This is a genomic window from Pontibacter lucknowensis, from assembly GCF_900156415.1.
Classification (GTDB): domain Bacteria; phylum Bacteroidota; class Bacteroidia; order Cytophagales; family Hymenobacteraceae; genus Pontibacter; species Pontibacter lucknowensis.
This window is the reverse complement of sequence record NZ_FTNM01000005.1, coordinates 215,733-235,288: the sequence shown is the minus strand read 5'-3', so window position 1 is coordinate 235,288 and position 19,556 is coordinate 215,733. Positions and strand designations below refer to the sequence as shown.

General features: G+C 50.2%; 14 protein-coding genes. 11 read left to right on the top strand and 3 right to left on the bottom strand.

The window, feature by feature from the left end:
* Positions 1-14: 14 nt before the first annotated feature.
* Positions 15-1,118, top strand: a complete 1,104-nt coding sequence (locus tag BW972_RS15995; protein WP_076422846.1) for a glycoside hydrolase family 43 protein — start codon at positions 15-17, stop codon at positions 1,116-1,118.
* Positions 1,119-1,241: 123 nt separating this feature from the next.
* Here the strand turns inward: BW972_RS15995 and BW972_RS15990 are convergent, their stop codons facing one another.
* Together BW972_RS15990 and BW972_RS15985 are read right to left on the bottom strand one after the other, a co-directional pair.
* Positions 1,242-1,904 (bottom strand): bifunctional 4-hydroxy-2-oxoglutarate aldolase/2-dehydro-3-deoxy-phosphogluconate aldolase, encoded by a 663-nt coding sequence (locus BW972_RS15990; RefSeq protein ID WP_076422845.1) that lies wholly within the window; start codon positions 1,902-1,904, stop codon positions 1,242-1,244.
* Positions 1,894-2,913, bottom strand: a complete 1,020-nt coding sequence (locus BW972_RS15985) for a sugar kinase (protein WP_076422844.1) — start codon at positions 2,911-2,913, stop codon at positions 1,894-1,896. The genes BW972_RS15990 and BW972_RS15985 overlap by 11 nt, the downstream gene beginning before the upstream one ends.
* 399 nt (positions 2,914-3,312) lie before the next feature.
* Between BW972_RS15985 and BW972_RS15980 the strand changes: the two genes are divergently transcribed.
* The 3 genes from BW972_RS15980 (at position 3,313) to BW972_RS15970 (ending at position 5,578) form a co-directional block, all read left to right on the top strand.
* Complete coding sequence (locus BW972_RS15980) at positions 3,313-3,849, top strand: YceI family protein (protein WP_076422843.1); 537 nt, start codon at positions 3,313-3,315, stop codon at positions 3,847-3,849.
* 130 nt (positions 3,850-3,979) lie between these two features.
* A complete protein-coding gene (locus BW972_RS15975; protein WP_076422842.1) occupies positions 3,980-4,915 on the top strand; it encodes a ring-cleaving dioxygenase in 936 nt (311 codons plus the stop codon).
* A gap of 33 nt (positions 4,916-4,948) precedes the next feature.
* A complete protein-coding gene (locus BW972_RS15970; RefSeq protein WP_076422841.1) occupies positions 4,949-5,578 on the top strand; it encodes an alpha/beta hydrolase in 630 nt (209 codons plus the stop codon).
* A 70-nt stretch (positions 5,579-5,648) separates the two neighbouring features.
* Here the strand turns inward: BW972_RS15970 and BW972_RS15965 are convergent, their stop codons facing one another.
* Positions 5,649-7,232 carry a hypothetical protein gene (locus tag BW972_RS15965; RefSeq protein ID WP_076422840.1) on the bottom strand — a complete coding sequence of 528 codons (1,584 nt, stop codon included), beginning with the start codon at positions 7,230-7,232 and terminating at the stop codon, positions 5,649-5,651.
* Between the two features lie 526 nt (positions 7,233-7,758).
* Between BW972_RS15965 and BW972_RS15960 the strand changes: the two genes are divergently transcribed.
* The 7 genes from BW972_RS15960 (at position 7,759) to BW972_RS15925 (ending at position 19,427) form a co-directional block, all read left to right on the top strand.
* A complete protein-coding gene (locus tag BW972_RS15960; protein WP_083674220.1) occupies positions 7,759-8,916 on the top strand; it encodes a galactokinase in 1,158 nt (385 codons plus the stop codon).
* Positions 8,917-9,052: 136 nt separating this feature from the next.
* Positions 9,053-10,087, top strand: coding sequence for a UDP-glucose--hexose-1-phosphate uridylyltransferase (locus BW972_RS15955; RefSeq protein WP_076422839.1), 1,035 nt, complete (start codon positions 9,053-9,055; stop codon positions 10,085-10,087).
* 95 nt (positions 10,088-10,182) lie between these two features.
* Positions 10,183-11,760 carry a sodium/sugar symporter gene (locus BW972_RS15950; RefSeq protein ID WP_076422838.1) on the top strand — a complete coding sequence of 526 codons (1,578 nt, stop codon included), beginning with the start codon at positions 10,183-10,185 and terminating at the stop codon, positions 11,758-11,760.
* A 278-nt stretch (positions 11,761-12,038) separates the two neighbouring features.
* Positions 12,039-13,307: an exo-beta-N-acetylmuramidase NamZ family protein gene (locus BW972_RS15945; protein WP_076422837.1), complete on the top strand. Its 1,269-nt coding sequence runs from the start codon at positions 12,039-12,041 to the stop codon at positions 13,305-13,307.
* A gap of 595 nt (positions 13,308-13,902) precedes the next feature.
* Positions 13,903-17,010: a SusC/RagA family TonB-linked outer membrane protein gene (locus BW972_RS15935; RefSeq protein WP_076422835.1), complete on the top strand. Its 3,108-nt coding sequence runs from the start codon at positions 13,903-13,905 to the stop codon at positions 17,008-17,010.
* A gap of 11 nt (positions 17,011-17,021) precedes the next feature.
* Entirely contained in the window at positions 17,022-18,611 is a 1,590-nt protein-coding gene (locus tag BW972_RS15930; protein WP_083674232.1) for a SusD/RagB family nutrient-binding outer membrane lipoprotein, read from the top strand.
* A gap of 12 nt (positions 18,612-18,623) precedes the next feature.
* Positions 18,624-19,427 carry a DUF4397 domain-containing protein gene (locus BW972_RS15925; RefSeq protein WP_007653899.1) on the top strand — a complete coding sequence of 268 codons (804 nt, stop codon included), beginning with the start codon at positions 18,624-18,626 and terminating at the stop codon, positions 19,425-19,427.
* Positions 19,428-19,556: the final 129 nt, after the last annotated feature.

Here is a 19,556-nt window from a genome sequence, read left to right as displayed (position 1 = left end):
ACCCTATACCTATCATGATAGCAAAAAAGCCATTTAAACACACCGCGTTGGCCATGCTAGCGGTATCTGTTCTGGCAAGCGGTTGCCAGAGCACAGCATCCGAGAACCAGACAGAGGCCGAACAGCCCGTAGCGCAAGAAGTAGTCACTGTAGCAAACGACCCATTGGTGACGCACATTTACACCGCGGATCCATCAGCCCATGTTTTCAACGGCAGAATATACATTTACCCTTCGCACGATATTGAAGCAGGTATACCTGAGAAAGACGATGGCTCACACTTCGCTATGAAAGACTACCATGTGCTGTCGATGGACAGTGTAGGCGGTGAGGTAAAAGACCATGGCGTGGCGCTGGATATCAAGGATGTGCCTTGGGCCGGAAGACAAATGTGGGCACCGGATGCGGCTTACAAAGACGGGACCTACTATTTCTTTTTCCCGGCAAAAGACAAGCAGGATGTTTTTAGGATCGGGGTAGCGACCAGCAACTCACCAACCGGACCGTTCAAAGCAGAGCCGGAACCGATCAAGGGCAGCTACAGCATAGACCCTGCCGTGTACGAAGACAACGGCGAATACTATATGTACATTGGTGGCATCTGGGGAGGTCAGTTGCAGCGCTGGAGCACGGGCACCTATAACCCAAACGACGAATATCCTGCTGATGACGCACCAGCCTTGATGCCGAAAGTAGCCAAACTGAGCCCTGACATGAAGAGCTTTGCTGAGGAGCTGCGCGATGTGCAGATACTCGACGAGAACGGGAAACCACTGCTGGCCGGCGACAATGAAAGACGCTTTTTTGAGGCAGCCTGGGTACACAAGTACAATGGCAAATACTACTTCTCATATTCCACCGGTGACACGCACAACATAGCCTATGCTACCGGCGACAGCCCATACGGCCCGTTCACCTACCAGGGTGTTATCCTGAAGCCCGTGCTAGGCTGGACCAACCACCATTCTATCGCAGAGCACAATGGCAAGTGGTACCTGTTCTACCACGACAGTTCTCTGTCAGGGGGTAAAACACCGCTGCGTAGCGTGAAGGTAACAGAACTGAAGCACAACCCGGATGGAAGTATCCAGACAATAGACGCGATGGTGAAGTTATAGTGAGCTCGCATCAAAAGTCTATTTTTATACCCTGTTGATGCTTATCGGCAGGGTATTTTTTTGGCATTTTGGGTGAGCTATACCTGAAATCAGGATATGAAACAGCCTCGAGGAACGCAGGCTTTATTTTCTGGCTTTTTTGACTATTTCGATAGCCTGCTGCGTTAGTTTTTCCAGTTTCGGGTAGTCCCTGTTGTCCAGTATGTCTTTGCTGATAAGTTTGGAGCCCATCCCTACGGCGCAAACGCCGGATTTAAACCAGGTGCTGATGTTGTCAAGGTCAATCTCCACGCCGCCTGTCGGGATGAACAGCTGCCCTGCGAATAGTTCTTTGATAGACGCTACATAACCCGGTCCGAGTACATTGGCCGGAAAAATTTTAATAAGCGCTGCCTGGTGCTGCTGGGCCACATGGATTTCGGTTGGAGTAAAGCAGCCCGGTATCCACAGCAGCCCGGCTTTGTGTGTGAGATCACCCACGGCAGGGTTCACAATCGGACACACAATATAATCTGCGCCTGCCTCTATAAAAGCCTCAGCTTCTTCAGTGGTTTTGATCGTGCCAATGCCTAGGTGCAAGTCAGGGTATAGCACAGTGAGTTCTTTCTTGAGAAATCTGAAGTTTTCGAGTGCCGCAGGACCTCTGTTGGTGTATTCGAGGGTGCGGATGCCAGCCTGGTAGAGCGTCTTCACAATCTGCAGGCTCACCTCTGGGTTTTCATAAAAGAACAAGGGCAGTAAACCCTGCTTCAAGAGAGTGTTCAGGGCATTTTCTTTAGTTTGCATGGGCTAGGGTGGTATCGTTGATCTCGGCCACGGTGCTGGTGGTGGCATCACTCGGGATAAATAATTTCCTGAAGGCGGCGGCAGTGGCGAATTCAACCGTTTCGGCAGGGGGAAGCTGGTTGTAGTAGCCGTAGATAAGGCCGGCCATAAAACAATCGCCACTTCCTACCTTGTCCAGGATCTGCGCCACCTGGTATTCGTGGGAGGTATACAGGTTGCCTGCTTCGAATAGTGTAGTAAAGTACCGAATGCCTTGCCGGAAGTCAAACCGGAAGGTGTTGGCTACCGTGCGGCACTTAGGAAACTTCTCCAAAATAGCTTTTGAAGTGCGGGCGGCATGCTGCTGCAGGCTCGCCTTGTTAAGGTTAGCGATCAGGTTTTCATCAAGCGGTATACCCAGCATCTTATTGGCTGCCCAGATGTTGCCCATGATCAGGTCACAATACTGTGCCAGCGCAGGCATCACTTCCAATGGGTCCTTGCCATATTTCCAAAGCTTAGCGCGGTAGTTAAGGTCCAGCGAGACCGTGATTTTTTTCTGTACTGCAACTTGCAAAGCCTCTTCGCAGACATCGGCTACGGATTGGTTGATGGCAGGGCAAATGGCGCTGAAATGAAACCAGCTCACATCTTCGAAAGCTTTCTCCCAGTCAATAGTGCCCGGTTTCAGGTCAGCATAAGCCGATCCGGCCCGGTCGTAAATCACGCCGGCATTTTTCAGGTCTTTTCCCTTGGGTAGGTAATACAGCCCGACACGGTCGCCCTGATACACAATCTGGTCCGTTTGTACCTGGCGGCTGTTGAGGTAGCCAACCAACTGTTCTGACACAAAGTTGTCGGGCAGGGCGGTAAGATAGGCGGATGGTATACCCCACAGGGCCAGCGCCGTTGCCACATTGGCTTCTGCACCGCCTACATAAAAAGGTAAGCTATTTTCCTGAAGCCACTGCCCCGCTTCATCCGGACAGATACGCAACAACAACTCACCAAAAGAAAGTACCTTTCCCATTTCTTGATCAGAATTAAGTCTTGATTCGGCACATTTCAGATGCTGCTACTCACTGTTCTGAACATGCCGGTTTACTAGCTGGAAGTTCGCTATTTTCTGCACCACTGCCAACCCGTTTGCGCAAAATACACTTTAATATTTGCGGTTTAGGTATGAAAAAATATCCTGCAACTGTCGGTATCTTGCTGGGTCTAACCTATGCTCTTATACCTGTCTGTGCGCCCTGTTTTTGAATTCATAAACCGGAGCAAATTTTCAGCGCATAATCAGCTATATAAGACAGGAAAGTTGAAGCATAAGAAACCTTTTTAAAATAATTGATGTATATACATTTAAAGTCTATACATTTATTGTAAGTTTGTAGCAGAAAACATTTTAACCCAAATAAAAGATAAGATTATGGCAAACGTAAAATGGTCAGTAGACCCAACGCACAGCGAAGTACAGTTCAAAGTAAAGCACCTGATGATCACGACTGTGACAGGTTATTTCGAAAAATTCACGGTAGAGGCCGAGAGTGAAGACGAGAACTTCAATGGTGCCAGCAACATTGTGTTCACGGCCGATGTGAACTCGATCAGCACCAACAACGAGCAGCGTGATACGCACCTGAAGTCAGGCGATTTCTTTGATGTAGAGAAGCACGACGAGATTCGCTTTGTTGGCAAGAACTACGAGAACGTAGGCGGCAATGAGTACAAACTGCACGGCGACCTGACCATCCGTGACGTAACCAAGCCTGTTACTGTGGACGTGGAGTTTGGCGGCACGGTAGTAGACCCTTACGGGCAGCACAAGGCAGGCTTCACGGTGACTGGAAAGATCAGCCGTAAAGAGTTTGGCCTGACCTGGAACGCGGTAACGGAAGCCGGTAGCGTCGTAGTGAGCGACGAGATCAAGCTGCAGGCTGAAGTGCAGCTGGTGAAGCAGGGCTAAGTTTGCAAATTGTCATTTCAGATGCAATGAGAAATCCGGATAATAAATGCCTTCAGATTTCTCATTGCATCCGAAATGACATCTTAACTCCCTCCTCGCGTATACCTTTTAACAGCTAAACAATATTACCATGGAAGACAGAATCTTAGGACTTCACCATATCACAGCCATTGCCGATTCGGCAAAAAGCAACCTGGACTTTTATACCAAAGTGCTGGGCTTAAGGCTGCTCAAAAAGACGGTTAACTTTGATGATCCCGGCACCTATCACCTCTATTATGGCGATGAGGCGGGCAGCCCGGGAACCATCCTGACCTTCTTCCCTTACGCAGGTGCACGTCGTGGCAAGGCTGGCACAGGTATGGCCACGCACATTGGCTACGCTGTGCCTGAGGGCAGCTTTGACTTCTGGATAAAACGCTTCGAGGAACACGGAGTAAGTTACGGTCGCCCTGCGGAGAAATTCGGGGAGCAGTACCTGCCTTTCCAGGACCCGGACGGGTTGTTGCTGGAGCTGGTGATCCCTAAAAATACTGACAACCGCAAGCCCTGGGAAACCGACGAAGTGAAAGCAGACGTGGCGACCAAAGGTTTCCATAGTGTGACGCTGACATTGGGTAAGGCTGAAAAGACGGCGACGATCCTGACCGACATCTTTGGCTATACCTTGCAGGACCAGACAGGAAACAGCTACAGGTATAGCACCAATGCGGTGGAAGGCGCCAACAACATTGACATCGTGGAAAACCCGAATGTCAGTCGTGGAGAAGGCGGAGCAGGTACAAACCATCACATTGCTTTCCGGGTGAAAGATGAGGAGGTGCTGATGCGATTCCGTGAAAAAGTGGCTAGCAAAGGCTTCAATATTACTGAGAAGATTGACCGCAATTACTTCTACTCGCTTTACTTCCGTGAGCCGGGCGGTGTGCTATTCGAGATCGCAACCGACAACCCGGGCTTTGCGATAGACGAGCCGGTGGAAGAACTGGGTCAGAAACTACTGCTGCCACCGCAGTACGAACCCCACAGAGCCAAAATCGAAGCCGTTCTGCCAAGTCTGGACTAAGGCAGTCATCTTAAACTGAACGAAAGATATAGCATGTACACACACGAAAAGCAAGTACGCACGCAGGGCAAACCCTTGTCTGAAACTGGCAAGGCGCTGATCCTGATCCATGGGAGAGGTGCCACGGCGGCGAGCATATTGCCCTTGGCGCAGGAACTGGGAGCGGATGATTTCACGCTGTTCGCACCGCAGGCTACCAATAATACCTGGTACCCTTACAGCTTCATGGCGCCGGCCGATCAGAACCAGCCTGCTTTGGACTCGGCCCTGGAACTGATCAATGAAACCGTGCAAAGTATAAAAGCGCAAGGTATAGCCAGTAAGGACATTTACTTGCTCGGCTTCTCGCAGGGCGCCTGCTTAACGGCAGAGTACGCTACCCGGCACGCACAGCGCTTCGGTGGTCTGCTGATCTTCACGGGCGGACTGATCGGTCAGGAACTGAACACGAGCAACTACAAAGGCGATTTCGAAGGTACACCGGTGTTCATTTCTACAGGAGACCCGGATCCGCATGTGCCGGTAAGCAGGGTAGATGAAACCGTGAAGCAAATGGAAGGGATGGGCGCGAAAGTATCCCGCAAGGTATACCCGGGACGCCCGCACACCATCCTGCAGGAAGAGTTAGAACTAGCCAGAATGATACTGGCTTCTAAAGAATAGTTTAATTGTTTAGCTGTAAACGATAGAGCCGGAGGCGTCAGCCTCCGGCTCTATCGTTTTATAAGACGTACTAATTCTGACTTTCGTATCCAAAATCCTTAAAGGTCTTGGCGATGTTCTCATCGCTGGCTTTGCTCTTGTTCTTCCAGCTGGCATCCAGCTCCAGGGCGACCATGCCTTTCAGATTCATCACTGCTACAAAGTCATCCACATCTTTGAGGAAATCCGGCCTGCGGCGGGATGACTTGAGGGCATACTTACGGGCGAAGACATCGCCTTTGGTCTGCAGTTCGTTGCGCTTCTCGATGATGTAATTCAGTCGCTCTACCAGGTCTTTGGTGGAGCGGCCTATCACCTCCGTCGCCTCCAGCGTGCCGATGGTCATGACAGTTGTACCGCCGATGGTGGTGATCTTTTTGCTGGTAGCTGGCTCGTCTATGATGACAGGGGCCACACCCGTTACAGCACCCATCGAGGCATTGGCCAGGGAGCGACCTTTCTTGCCTTTACGGGCGCGGTTATATTTCTTCTTCAGGTCTTTTTCAGTCTCCTTAAGCTGCTCCATCAGGTCCCAGGCACGCACCAGGGCAGCGCGATACTCGTTATAAAGCTTCTGATCTTTTTCACCTTCGTTTACGGCATTGATAATGGTGATAGACACGGTGCGCTCATCGCGCTTGTTGGATTTGTCCAGCACAAAAAAGGTCATCTCAAAAGCCACAGAGTCGAGCGGGTCGCGCACAAAGTCGTAGCCCGGTCGCCAGATGAATTCGTACTGCGAGGCTGTGTTCTTCACGAGGGCAGTAGCCGGGACTTTGGGGTCAGTGGAAATAAAGCTGAAAGAAGCGATATCGGCCTCCCCGTTCGGGTCATAGATCTGGAACTTGATATTAAGTGTGGCGTCTTCCTTGTAAACAAAACGCTTCTGAGACGGGATCATCTGCAGGGTAGGCGGCAGGTCCTGCTGCGTTACCTCCACTTTGAAAGAGCCGCGGGTTCGGGCCTTGGCTGGCTGGTCTTCTACATAAAACTCTACTTTGATCGGGTTGTTACGGAGGCGATTGAACTGCGTAAGAGAAGGCTTCCAGGTAAACTCGCCCTGCGCCGAAAGCTTGGCACCTTCCGGCATACCGTCCGCAATGGCTACAAACACGATCGGGTCCTCGTCTTCGTCCTGCACCGCCGCTGACTCAATGGTATAAGTATTCTGGGTATTGTAGCGTACATAGAGCGGCTTCAGTTCGCCCACCACCGGCGGACGGTTTACATGCTCTACTTTAAAGTCAACGACCTGGCTGGCGCTCTCGTCTTTCTCGTTGCGGACTTCAAAAATCACCTGCAGCACACGACCTCCGCTCAGGCGGTCCACAAAATCGTAGCTGGGCGTCCAGGAGAAATAGCCGGTTGAGTCGAAGATCATGCCATCGACTTTGCCTTGCTTGATGCTATACCTGAAATCGGTGCCCGTGCCACCGCTGGCCTGCACGTCGAATTCGAGTTTCTGTCCCTCTTTAAGCACGTTCCAGCCGGGATCAGTGGGGAACTGTAGCTTGATAGGCGATGACCTGGAAGATTTGCCGGAGGGTGTGTCCTGGGCAATTGCTTGGCTGATAAGGAGTATCAGGAGAGAAAAAAGAAGTAGACTCTTTTTCATATAAGGTGAATTGTGCAATAAGGTGCGTAGAGAATGCTTAAACTTTTATTCGGCCCTTGGGAGCGGGTAAGAGCAAGGCTTCAGAATGGTACTAAAGCCGCATGGCTGAGCAGCGCGTCCTGAGATAGCGAATCGTGGCTTCCGCTGCAAAGTGGGTACTATATGAAAGATAAAGTTTGAACATGCTCTTTTAGAAGCCTCTAAGTTAGCAAAGACTTCTGCGTTTATCAAAGCAGGCCCTCTTCTAAAATTTCAGGCAGCCTTGTTCTGAATAGTGATAGGGAAAAATAGGATACATAATTGTAATATACCAGGTGTTAAGATGTGCGGTATAAGTCTATGTCGTAATGAAGTGTGTCCTGAGAGTTTGTATATTTAGGAGCCTGTTAGCATCGGCCATGCTAAACACCTGAGGGATTTCTTCGTTTGAAGTCAGGCCTGTAAAGCTGATGTGCATACAGGTATATTGCGCTGCGTTTCGAGGCAGCTATGCAGGTGGCCGATGTATACCTGAACTTAACCACACATGAATATGGTGCAGGAAATTATTATTCAATTTAGAGCACGCTTTAAACAAGAGCCAGTGGTAGTCCGCTCACCCGGCCGTGTAAACCTGATCGGCGAGCACACGGACTACAACGAGGGCTTTGTGCTGCCGGCTGCTATTAACAAGGAGATTTACTTTGCCTTGGCTCCGAATCAATCCAACATGTTTCGGGTATACGCTTACGACCTGCAGCAGGCAGCGGAGTTTGATCTGCGCCAGGTGCAGCGGTCTGAGCTAAGTTGGGCGAATTACCTGCTGGGTGTGATCGCGCAGCTGCAGCAGGCCGGATATGAAGTGAAAGGATTCGACCTGGTATACGGCGGCAATATTCCGATAGGGGCCGGGCTGTCGTCTTCAGCGGCCGTGGAGTGCGGACTGGCTTTTGGGCTGAACCATGTCTTCGGCTATGCTATACCTAAGTTTGACCTGGTGAAGATGGCGCAGATGGCTGAGCATACCTATGCCGGGGTGCGCTGCGGCATCATGGACCAGTTTGCCAGCATGTACGGCCGTCAGCAGCACGCCGTTAAGCTCGACTGCCGCTCTCTGGAGTTCGACTACTACCCGCTGGACATGGCGGACTACCGCATCGTGCTTTGTGATACGCAGGTAAAGCATAGCCTGGCCTCGTCGGAGTACAACACCCGCCGACAGGAGTGCGAAGCCGGTGTAACTCTGCTGCAGCGCCACTACCCGCAGGTGCACAGTTTGCGTGACGTTACCGTGGCTATGCTGGAGCAGCACCAGGAAGAGTTTAATCCGGTAGTGTACAAGCGATGCTCTTATGTCGTGCACGAGAACATCCGTTTAGAGGAATCCTGTCAGGCTCTGGAGCAGGGCGATATGCATGCCTTTGGCGAAAAGATGTACGCCTCGCATCACGGTCTGCAGCACGACTACGAAGTAAGCTGCCCGGAACTGGATTTTCTGGTAGACCAGACAAGCGATATGGAGGAAGTGATGGGAGCCCGCATGATGGGCGGTGGGTTTGGCGGCTGTACCATCAACCTTGTGAAGCTGGATGCACTACAGGCCTTTACTCAAAATATGGAGGAAGCTTACAAGCTGCGGTTCGGCATTAGCCTGAGAACCTATGTGGCCGAGATTGTGGATGGGACAAGCCTGGTACAAGCATAAGTATTAGAACCCTGGTGAAATGAATAACCAGTAGGCAGCGGGCTTATTCTCTTACTGTCTGCCACCAGGATTCTTTTAGAATGACAAAGAGATAAAATGGACTTGCTTTCGAAGCAGCAATCTAACTAAATATACCATGGCTACTTTTGATCTGGCAGAACATCCGCATCGTCGCTACAATCCGCTCACCGGTGAGTGGGTGCTGGTGTCGCCGCACCGTTCCAAACGCCCCTGGCAGGGACAGCAGGAAGAGGAGAGCTGCGAGACACGCCCCGAATATGATCCCAGCTGCTATCTGTGCCCCACCAATACCCGCGCCAACGGCGAGCAGAATCCTGCTTATACCTCCACTTATGTGTTCGACAACGACTTCGGTGCCTTGCAGGCCGATGCGCCCCAAGGGGCCTATGTGGTGGGCGACCTGATTCGGGCAGAGAGCGAGCGTGGCATTTGCCGGGTCATCTGTTTCTCGCCAAGGCACGACCTGACATTGGCGGACATGGAAGCTGTCGACATCCGACAGGTAGTAGACCTCTGGCAGAAGGAGTATGCCGAACTCGGAGGACTGGACTTCATCAACTACGTGCAGATATTCGAGAACAAAGGGAGTATCATGGGCTGCAGCAACCCGCATCCGCACGGGCAGATCTGGGCGCAGAGCACCGTGCCGGTAGAGCCCGCTAAGGAAACCGCTCAACAAACCCAATACTTTGAAAAGCACGGCCGCAGTCTGTTGGCTGATTACCTGCAACTGGAGCTGGAGCAAGGAGAGCGTATCGTAGTGCAGAACGAACACTTCGCAGCGCTGGTGCCCTTTTGGGCAGTGTGGCCTTTTGAAGCCATCATCATCAGCAAACGCCATTTTCAGCACATCGGGCAGATGAGCGATAAGGAGAAAGACGGCTTCAGTCAAATCATTCAGTCGCTCACGGCCACGTACGATCGGGTGTTTGGGGTGTCATTTCCTTACTCTTCGGGCATCCACCAGAGCCCAACCGACGGACAGGAACACCTTGGCTGGCACTTTCACATGCATTTCTACCCGCCACTGCTGCGCTCGGCCACTGTCAAGAAATTCATGGTAGGCTACGAGATGATGGGAAATCCGCAGCGCGACATTACTCCGGAAGCTGCTGCCAGGCTGTTGCGCAGTCTCGTGAATCTGGCCTGATAGTCAGACAGCGGGGCCGATCGAAAATAACTGCTTATGCCTGTACTATTTATTAAATCTAATATTCTATATTAGCTATTCTAAATAACCATGCAATGAATTTTTCTACACTGGATTTTGCCATTTTCATTGGCTACTGTGTGCTTATTATAGCGGTCGGCATTTGGGTGTCCCGCGAAAAGAAAGGCCACATCAAAAACTCAACGGACTACTTCCTGGCCAGTAAGTCCCTGCCCTGGTGGGCGATCGGAGCCTCGCTCATCGCCTCAAACATCTCGGCCGAGCAGTTCATCGGGATGTCGGGCTCCGGTTTTGCCATTGGTCTAGGTATAGCCAGCTACGAGTTTATGGCGGCAGCTACGCTTATCATTGTAGCCAAGTTTTTCCTGCCCATCTATATAAAAGAAGGTATCTTCACCATGCCGCAGTTCCTGAAGTTGCGCTACGACGACCGCATCCGCACCAGCCTTGCCATATTCTGGATCATGCTCTATATCTTCGTGAACCTGACCACGGTGCTATACCTGTCGGCGCTGGCCCTGAGCGTGGTGTTTGGCGTTAGCACGATGTGGGCAATCGTCGGCCTTGCCGCAGTGGCCGTTTCGTACTCGATTTACGGTGGTCTTAAGGCGGTAGCCTGGACTGACGTAATCCAGGTGGTGTTCCTGATATTGGGTGGTTTGGTGACTACTTTTCTGGCACTCGATGCCGTGAGTGGTGGCGAAGGCCCGATGCGCGGCATGGCCATGCTGTTTGAGCAGGCGCCGGAGAAGTTCGACATGATCCTGTCAGAGGAGAATCCTTTCTACAAAGACCTGCCGGGTATGACAGTGCTCTTTGGTGGCATGTGGATCGCCAACATTAGCTATTGGGGCTTTAACCAATACATTGTGCAGCGTGCCCTGGCAGCCAAAAGCCTGAAAGAAGTGCAGTGGGGTCTGGTGTTCGCTGCCTTCCTGAAGCTGCTTATTCCGTTGGTGGTGGTGATTCCAGGTATAGCGGCCTTTGCATTGAATGCCGAAATCAGCCGGTATGACGAGGCCTATCCATGGCTTCTGAGTAACCTGGTGCCGACTGGTCTGAAAGGCCTGGCCTTTGCTGCCCTGATGGCGGCAGCCCTGTCTTCGCTCAGTTCTATGATGAATTCCACGGCCACGATCTTTACCATGGACATCTACAAAGCTCACCTTAAGCCAGATGCCAACGAGAAGCAATTGGTAGTGATCGGGCGACTGGTTAGTTTGACAGCCATTATCATTGCCGTACTGGTAGCAGAGCCGTTGCTGGGAGGGGAGGAGCAGATCTTCCAGTTCATCCAGAAATACACGGGCTATGTGAGTCCGGGTATCGTGGTGCTGTTCGTATTCGGTCTGTTCTGGAAAAAGGCGACTTCCAATGCAGCGCTTGCTACGGCTATCGCTTCGGTGCCTTTCAGTATCATCATCGACCAGCTATTTCCGACCATGCCGTTCCTGGACCAGATGGGACTGGTATTCCTGCTTCTGTCTACGCTGATGATTGTGTACTCACTTTATGAGAACAAATCGCGCGGCATCGTGCCAGCCAATCCAATCCAGTATGACAGGTCGTTGTTCCGGACAGACATGATCTTTAATGTGGCATCTTTTGCTATCGTATTGACTCTGGCTGCGATCTACATAATCTTCTGGTAAACTAATATAGAACCAGCAGTAACAAAGGGCAGGTATAGCGAGACTATACCTGCCCTTTGTTATTATCGATTATCAAATTGCTAATATAGTCCCGTGTTTTATGCATGTTTTTGCGGATTTGATAAAATAGTCAGCATAAAATTTGGTATATATAAATATAAATGAGTTAATTAGTGAAGGAAAAAGCAGGAATAGCAAAAGAGCTTGCATAAAGCTGCGTATTTCGCTTCTTGCCGGGCCTTTATAGCGGGTCAGGTTGCCGGAGTAATTAACTAACTATGTATACTTCCTTCAAAGTAAAAGTGCTGGTAAACAGCGCGCTAGCTTTAGTGCTGGCGGCCGCATCCTGCAAAGCGCCGCAACAGAGCGAAACCACGCCAGCTGCGCAAAGCACTGCGACAGCCCCTGAAGCCAAGCAGGCTCCGATTGTGACCGGTGCTGACCAAACCGAAGCCTATCTGCCTTACCTCAAGGGTAAGCGCATTGGAATGGTGGTGAACCCGACTTCCATTATCGGCAATAAACTGAGTGTTGACAGTTTGCATGCGCTCGGAGTGAACATTGTGAAAGTGTTCGGTCCTGAGCACGGCTTCAGAGGTGATGCCAGTGCTGGCATTAAGGTGGAGGATAGTGTGGACCCCAAAACAGGTATACCGGTAGTGTCGCTTTATGGTAAGCGCAATAAGCCTACAAAAGAAGATCTGGCCGATGTAGACCTGATGATCTTTGACATACAGGATGTAGGCACCCGCTTCTATACCTATACCATTACGCTGCACCGTGTGATGGAAGCCTGCGCCGAAAACGGCGTAGAGCTGATGGTGCTGGACAGACCTAACCCTAATGGTTTCCTGATAGATGGTCCGATTCTGGAGCCAGAGAACAAATCAGGGATTGGCATACATCCTATACCTATTGCGCATGGCCTGACGGTGGGTGAGTTTGCCCAGATGATCAACGGTGAAAAGTGGCTGGCAAATGGCGTGCAGTGCAAACTCAAAGTTGTGAAGGTCAAAAACTATGACCACGATATGCCTTATGACTTACCCGTATGGCCTTCCCCAAATCTTAACACACAACAGTCTATTCTGCTATACCCCTCTACCTGCCTATTTGAAGGCACGATTTTCAACCATGGACGTGGCACGATGTATCCTTTTACAGTGCTGGGTCATCCGGTCATGAAAGATAAATACTCCTTCAGCTATACCCCTACAGGTATAAAGGGCATGGCTGAAACGCCTTTGCACCAGGACAAGGTATGTTACGGGCTGGACCTGCGCAACTATGATGTGAATACCTTCCGGGAAACAGGTAGAATCAACCTGAGTTGGATGATCGAGCTTTACCAGGCCTATCCGGATAAGGAGCGGTTCTTTGATCAATCACAGAGCAATCAGATCGGTAATATTGACCGGCTGGCAGGGACTAAAAAGTTTAGAGAACAGATCATCGCAGGTGTCTCGGAAGAAGAGATCCGGCAGAGCTGGGAACCTGGGCTGAGCCAGTACAAGGAGAAGCGCAAAAAGTATCTGCTATACCCTTGATACAAGAAACCGACCGGATTGAAAAATTTCGGGACACGATAACTGATGCTGTTAACCTGATTGGAGACACGTGTAATATGTTATGGGTTAATAGTTTGCCGGAATCAGTTGTGATAACACGGTTTGAGGTCTTATGTTATGAAGGTTTTGTTTGTGACAGGTTTGCCGAAGTTTGCATGTTTGTTCAAAAGGCCTAGTTCACGGTATCAGTGGGGATGCTGTTTTAAAAGCTAATTAAGCAGGTTTTTGTTACGCATAAGGTATAATTAGATTTATAGTTAAAAATTATATTAAATAATTATAATTTTATATGCATGAATTTGCGTTTTTGCGTATAGCATCATGTTGCTGCTTTTTTCTTTTTTAGCTAAAATCATTGCAGTAACCTGTGCGCTGTGTTCCTTTTTTAGTAGCTTTAATGTGAGTTTAATATATACTGATATACAGTAACATTAATGTAGCTGGCTGAATTGTATTTTGTTTATATGATTTGCTGCAATGCTTAGCCGGAGAGTTGGAGAGAGTTTATTCTATGTTTTACCTATAACCAATAATCAATCTACCCACAATAATCTTAACCAATAGCCACGTAGTTATGATGAAAAAATTACAATGTTACCTATGGGGGATATGTTTCCTCCTGTTTCACTTTACAGCCAATGCCCAGAGCACGACTGTGACCGGCACGGTAACTGCCGCCTCCGACAATTCCCCGCTACCTGGTGTGACGGTAGCCGTTAAAGGCCAGCCGCGTGGTACGAATACCGACGTGGATGGTAAATTCTCGATTTCAGTAGCGCCTTCTGATGTGCTGGTGTTCAGCTTTATCGGGATGAAACCTGCTGAAAGACCTGTGGGTACTAACACAGTAATCAATGTTGCACTGCAAGCAAATGCCGAAAGCCTGAGCGAAGTGGTAGTAACAGCCCTTGGTATCAAGCAGGAAAAGAAAGCGCTTGGTTACGCCGTAACAGAGGTTAAAGGTGCTACCATTGCCCAGACACAGCGCGAGAACTTCGTGAACGGCCTTGCCGGTCGTGTGGCTGGTGTGGAAGTAAATGCTTCTTCTGGTCTGCCAGGTTCTTCTTCTTCTATCGTAATCCGTGGTATCAGCTCCCTGAGCGGTAACAACCAGCCACTGTTCGTGGTAGACGGTCTTCCGATCAGCAACAACACAACTTCTACAGGGGTGTTTGCTTCTTCTATCGGTGCTGGCGCTAAGTCCTTCGAAAACAGAGGTGTTGACTTTACCAACCGTGCTGCCGACATCAACCCGGAGGACATTGAAAGCATCACCGTACTGAAAGGCCCTGAAGCGGCCGCTCTTTATGGTATTGAGGCTGCTTCTGGTGCGATCGTAATTACCACCAAGCGTGGTCAGGCTGGCAAAGCCCGTATCAACTACAGCAACAGCTTCCGTATCGACCGCATCGTGCGCTACCCTGAAATTCAGCAGAAGTACGACAGAGGTATTAATGGCTACACAACGGAAGGTGATGAAAGCCTTTCTTACTTCGGTGCGCCTTATCCATCTGAAGTACAGTTCTATGACAATGTAAAGAACTTCTTCCAGGATGCTTTCACTCAGAAGCACAACCTGGCCTTTACTGGTGGTAACGAATCTGCACAGTACCGCATTTCGGGTTCCTTCACCGATGCTCAGGGCTTCATCCCGAACACAGGTCTGGAGCGTATCACGCTTTCTTCTGCTATCACAGCAAAGCTGAATAAGTTCATGTCAACAGACGTGACATTCGACTATACCCGTTCTGACAACGACCAGGCATTCAGAGGTGCTGGTGGTCCTTTGCTGCAGTTGTTGCGCTGGCCATCTAACGACGACGCAAGCAACTACCTGACGCCGAGCGGAAACAGAAGAGACTTCGGTGCTTACTCAACTGCTATTGAGAACCCGTTCTTTAACGTAAACAAGAACATCTTCAACTCCCTGACAGACCGTTACAGACTGAACGCCAGCTTAACAACTGACGTGACAGACTGGATGAAACTGGTAGGCCAGGCAGGTGTTGACTACTATACTGAGAAAAATACAATCGTGCGTCATCCTGAGTCTAATGCAGGCCGCTCTTACGGTGGTATCTTTGACCAGGCGCTTATCACGAACCGTAACCTTACTTTCCAGTACTACGCACAGTTTACAGCGCCTACTTTGTTCAACGACAAACTGCGCACTGACCTGAAAGTGGGTAGCACAGTATATGACTGGAACACGTTCAGTGCAGCCGCTACAGGTGAGCAGTTCATGGCGCCTGATCTGTACTCGATCAACAACACGGCACTTACAACACAGCGCGCCTACAATAACCTGACGCAGCGTCGTCTGGTAGGCGCATGGGGTAGCTTCAACGCCAGCTACAACGACATCCTCTTCCTGACTTTGACAGGTCGTAATGACTGGAGCTCTACACTGCCAGTGCAGAACAACTCTTTCTTCTATCCATCTGCCGGTCTGAGCTTTGTGTTCACCGAGTTGGAGCCATTCCAGGGGTTCAAAAATGTACTGTCTTATGGTAAGTTGAGAGGCTCAATTGCCCAGGTAGGTAAAGATGCCCGCCCTTACAGCATCCGTCCGTTCTACGAATCGGCTCAAACGACAGGTGGTGGCTTCCGCTACGGTTTCACAGGCCCAAGCCTGAACCTGCGTCCGGAAATGACAACCTCTTACGAGTTTGGTACAGAGTTGAAGTTCTTCAACGACCGCTTCGGCATCGACGCGACATACTTCAAGAAGAAGTCTGTTGACCAGATTGTGCAGAACCTGCGTCTGAGCTATGCTACTGGTTTCGTATTGATGACCTTCAATGCCGGTGAGATGGAGAACTCAGGTATAGAACTTCAACTGAACGGCACGCCTGTAGAGAACAGCAATTTCAGATGGGACGTGTTGTTGAACTACACGAAGAACAACAGCAAACTGACGAAGCTGCCTGGCGACGTGCAGGAGTTCTACAACTCTGACACCTGGCTGTATGGCAACGTGCGTGTAGGTTCACGTGTGGATGGTCCGCTTACAACCTTCACGGGTTATGACTACCAGCGCAACGACAACGGTGATGTGTTGATCAACCCATCTACCGGTCTTCCTATCCTGAACACCAGCGAGTGGGCTATAGTAGGTGACCGTAACCCTGACTTCAACATCGGCCTGACAAACACTTTCACTTACAAGAATCTGTCGCTTAACTTCCTGCTTGACATCCGCAAAGGCGGTGACGTGTACAATGCAACAGAGCACTACCTGACGGTAAATGGTCTGAGCAAGCGTACGTTGAACAGAGAAGAGCCACGCATTGTAACAGGTGTGCTGAAAGACGGTCTGGAGAACACGGCCAACCCAACACAGAACAACATTCCGATCGACCTTTACAGAAACTCTTCTTACTGGGCTTCTATCTACCCGCACCAGAGCTTCATTGAGAAAGACGTGAACTGGGTACGTCTGCGTGACGTGACATTGAACTACCGCATGCCGACGAGCATCATGCAGCGTGTGAAGTTCATCGAAGACCTGAACGTGTTTGTAACAGGTACAGACCTGTTCCTGATCACGAACTACTCTGGTCTGGATCCGGTAGCAAACGGTAACTCTGCCGCAGTAGGTGGCGCCGGTGGTGGTGGCCTCGACTATGGTAACTTCCCGTTGCCAAGAGGAATTAACTTTGGAATTAGAGCAGGATTTTAATTGAAATGAAAATGAGAAAGATATTAGTAGCTTCTCTTATAGCGGCCAGCGTGTTTTCGGCATCTGGCTGTAAAGATTACCTAGACGTAAACACAAACCCGAACGGTCCGGACTCTCTGTTGCAGCCGGAACTGTTCCTGCCGCAGATACAGTCTGAAATGGCAGTAGCGATGCAGTGGGATGGTCGTTTTGCAGGTCAGTACGTGCAGAACTGGGCTTCTACAGCTGCAGACAACGCACTTGACTTACACGCCAATCCACTTTCTGACTCCTATGCGCAGCTTTGGAGAGCCGTGTACTGGAGCATGGGCTACAACCTGTCGGATATGATCGAGAGCGGCGAGCGCAGCAAAAAGTACGACTTTGTAGGCGTTGGCCACATCATGCGTGCTTACGGCTGGCAGGCGCTGACCGACTATCATGGTCCGGTGATCATGACGGAGGCCTTTGATCCAGACAGACGTGTGTTCAACTACGATGAGCAGCAGGCTGTTTACCCTGAGATCAAGCGTCTGTTAGAAGAAGGTATCAAAAGCCTGGAGAGAACTGACGGACTGGATGCTGCTAGCTCTGGTCTGAGCAAAGGTGACCTGATTTACGCAGGTAATCGTGAGCGCTGGAAGAAGTTTGCCTACGGTATGCTGGCGATCAACGCACACCGCCTGACAAACAAGTCTTCTTATGACCCGAACAAAGTGATCGAGTACGTGGATCAGTCGCTTGCCAGCAATGCCGACAACGCTATGATCCGCTTTCAGGGAGAAGTAAGTGCTAACACAAACTTCTTCGGGCCGATCCGTAACAACATCGCTTCTAATCGTCAGACAGATTACATCGTTGGTTTGCTGGATGGTACTAACCCATCGCTGCGTGACGAGGACCTGGCAGGAACTGATCCTGTGTTTGAAGGACAGCACCTGAAAGACCCACGTTTGACGGCTATGCTGGCACCGTCGCCGGACGGTCAGTACAGAGGTCTTCGTTCAGGAAAAGGTATCACAGGTATACCTGCCGCGGAGGTTCCAAACAACCTGTGGGGTTCTGTAGGTGTGTCAACTGTACAGCCTCGCCAGATCTACATTTTTGGTAACTCGGCTCTTTTCCCACTGATGACTTACTCGCAGCTGCAGTTCATCAAAGCAGAAGCAGCCTGGATCGCAGGTAAGATGGATGTAGCCCTGGATGCTTACAGAAAAGGGGTGACAGCACATATTGACTTTGCCCGTACTTATGCACCAGATCCAGCTATGTTTGATCAGCGCAAGGCCGCTTACCTGGCCAGCGAGGAAATGATGCCAACTTCTCCTGCCGGCCTGACACTTTCTAAGATCATGCTGCAGAAGTACATCGCTACATGGGGATGGGGCTTCATCGAGACTTGGTCTGACATGAGAAGATACCACTACAACCAGGATGGTGAAGTGTATACAGGCTTCGTACTGCCTGAGCAACTGCACGTGTCTAACCAGGGAGTGCCGGCTTACAGAGCACGTCCGAGATACAACTCAGAGTATATGTGGAATCAGGAGGCGCTACGTGCTATGGGCGGCTTCGATGAGAACTACCACACTTATGAAACTTGGTTCAGCAAACACGAATAATCCGAAAAAGAGATGATGAAGATATTTAAAAGAGCATTCCTGTTTTTGGCAGCAGGCTTCCTGCTAGGAGCCTGCGAAAAGAACGCCATCCCTGAAGTAACAGAGCCAGTGCAAGATGGCGCTTACGTGAAGTTCTTCTTCCAGGTGGAAGGAGCACCCCGCGCCAATTTTTACCTGGACAGCAAGAAAGTGACTGGTGTAGCGCCTACCACGACTGACATTGTGCTGGGCAACCTTTATGGTTCAGTATACCCTAGCAATGCCTACGCATTGGTGCCGGCTGGTAGCTTTAATATGAGTGCGATCGACACAGTGGCAGGAGCCGGCACGGCCGATGTGCTGGCAAGTACTTCTGTAAGCCTGGCTAACAACAAACACTACTCAGCTTACCTGGCGGGTACTCCGGAAAGCTACGAAGTGTTCATGGTAGAGGATAACCTGCCTCCAGCAGATTACACCAAAATCTGGTGGCGCTTTATGAACACAATGGCGAACATGCCGTTTGCTGTGGATGCTTACGCAGTGCGTTCTGCTGTACCAGCAACTGACACAAAGCCAGCTGAGCCAGTTGAGGTGTATGAACTGGGCAAAGGTCTTGACTTTAAAGAGCACGGCCCATACGTAGAGCTGAAGCCAGGAACCTATACCTACAAGGTTTTTGCCTCCGGTACGGAGTACGATCCTGCTACTTCAACTTCTTATATCCAGCAGTCATTCGCAATAGCGTCATTGGGTCGTGTGTACACTACGCAGATTCGTGGCACTTACGCTGAAAAGCCAAAGGCTGCCCAGATAGATTACTGGAGAGAGAGATAAGGTGGTAAACCCGGGGCAGCGCTGGTCCCGGGTTATTTCCCGCTTTTACTTTCTGCACAAGGTAAGTCGGTTTCAGACCTGGCTTGCATCCTAGTACAAATAGTAATAGATTAGCTTACGAATAGTTTT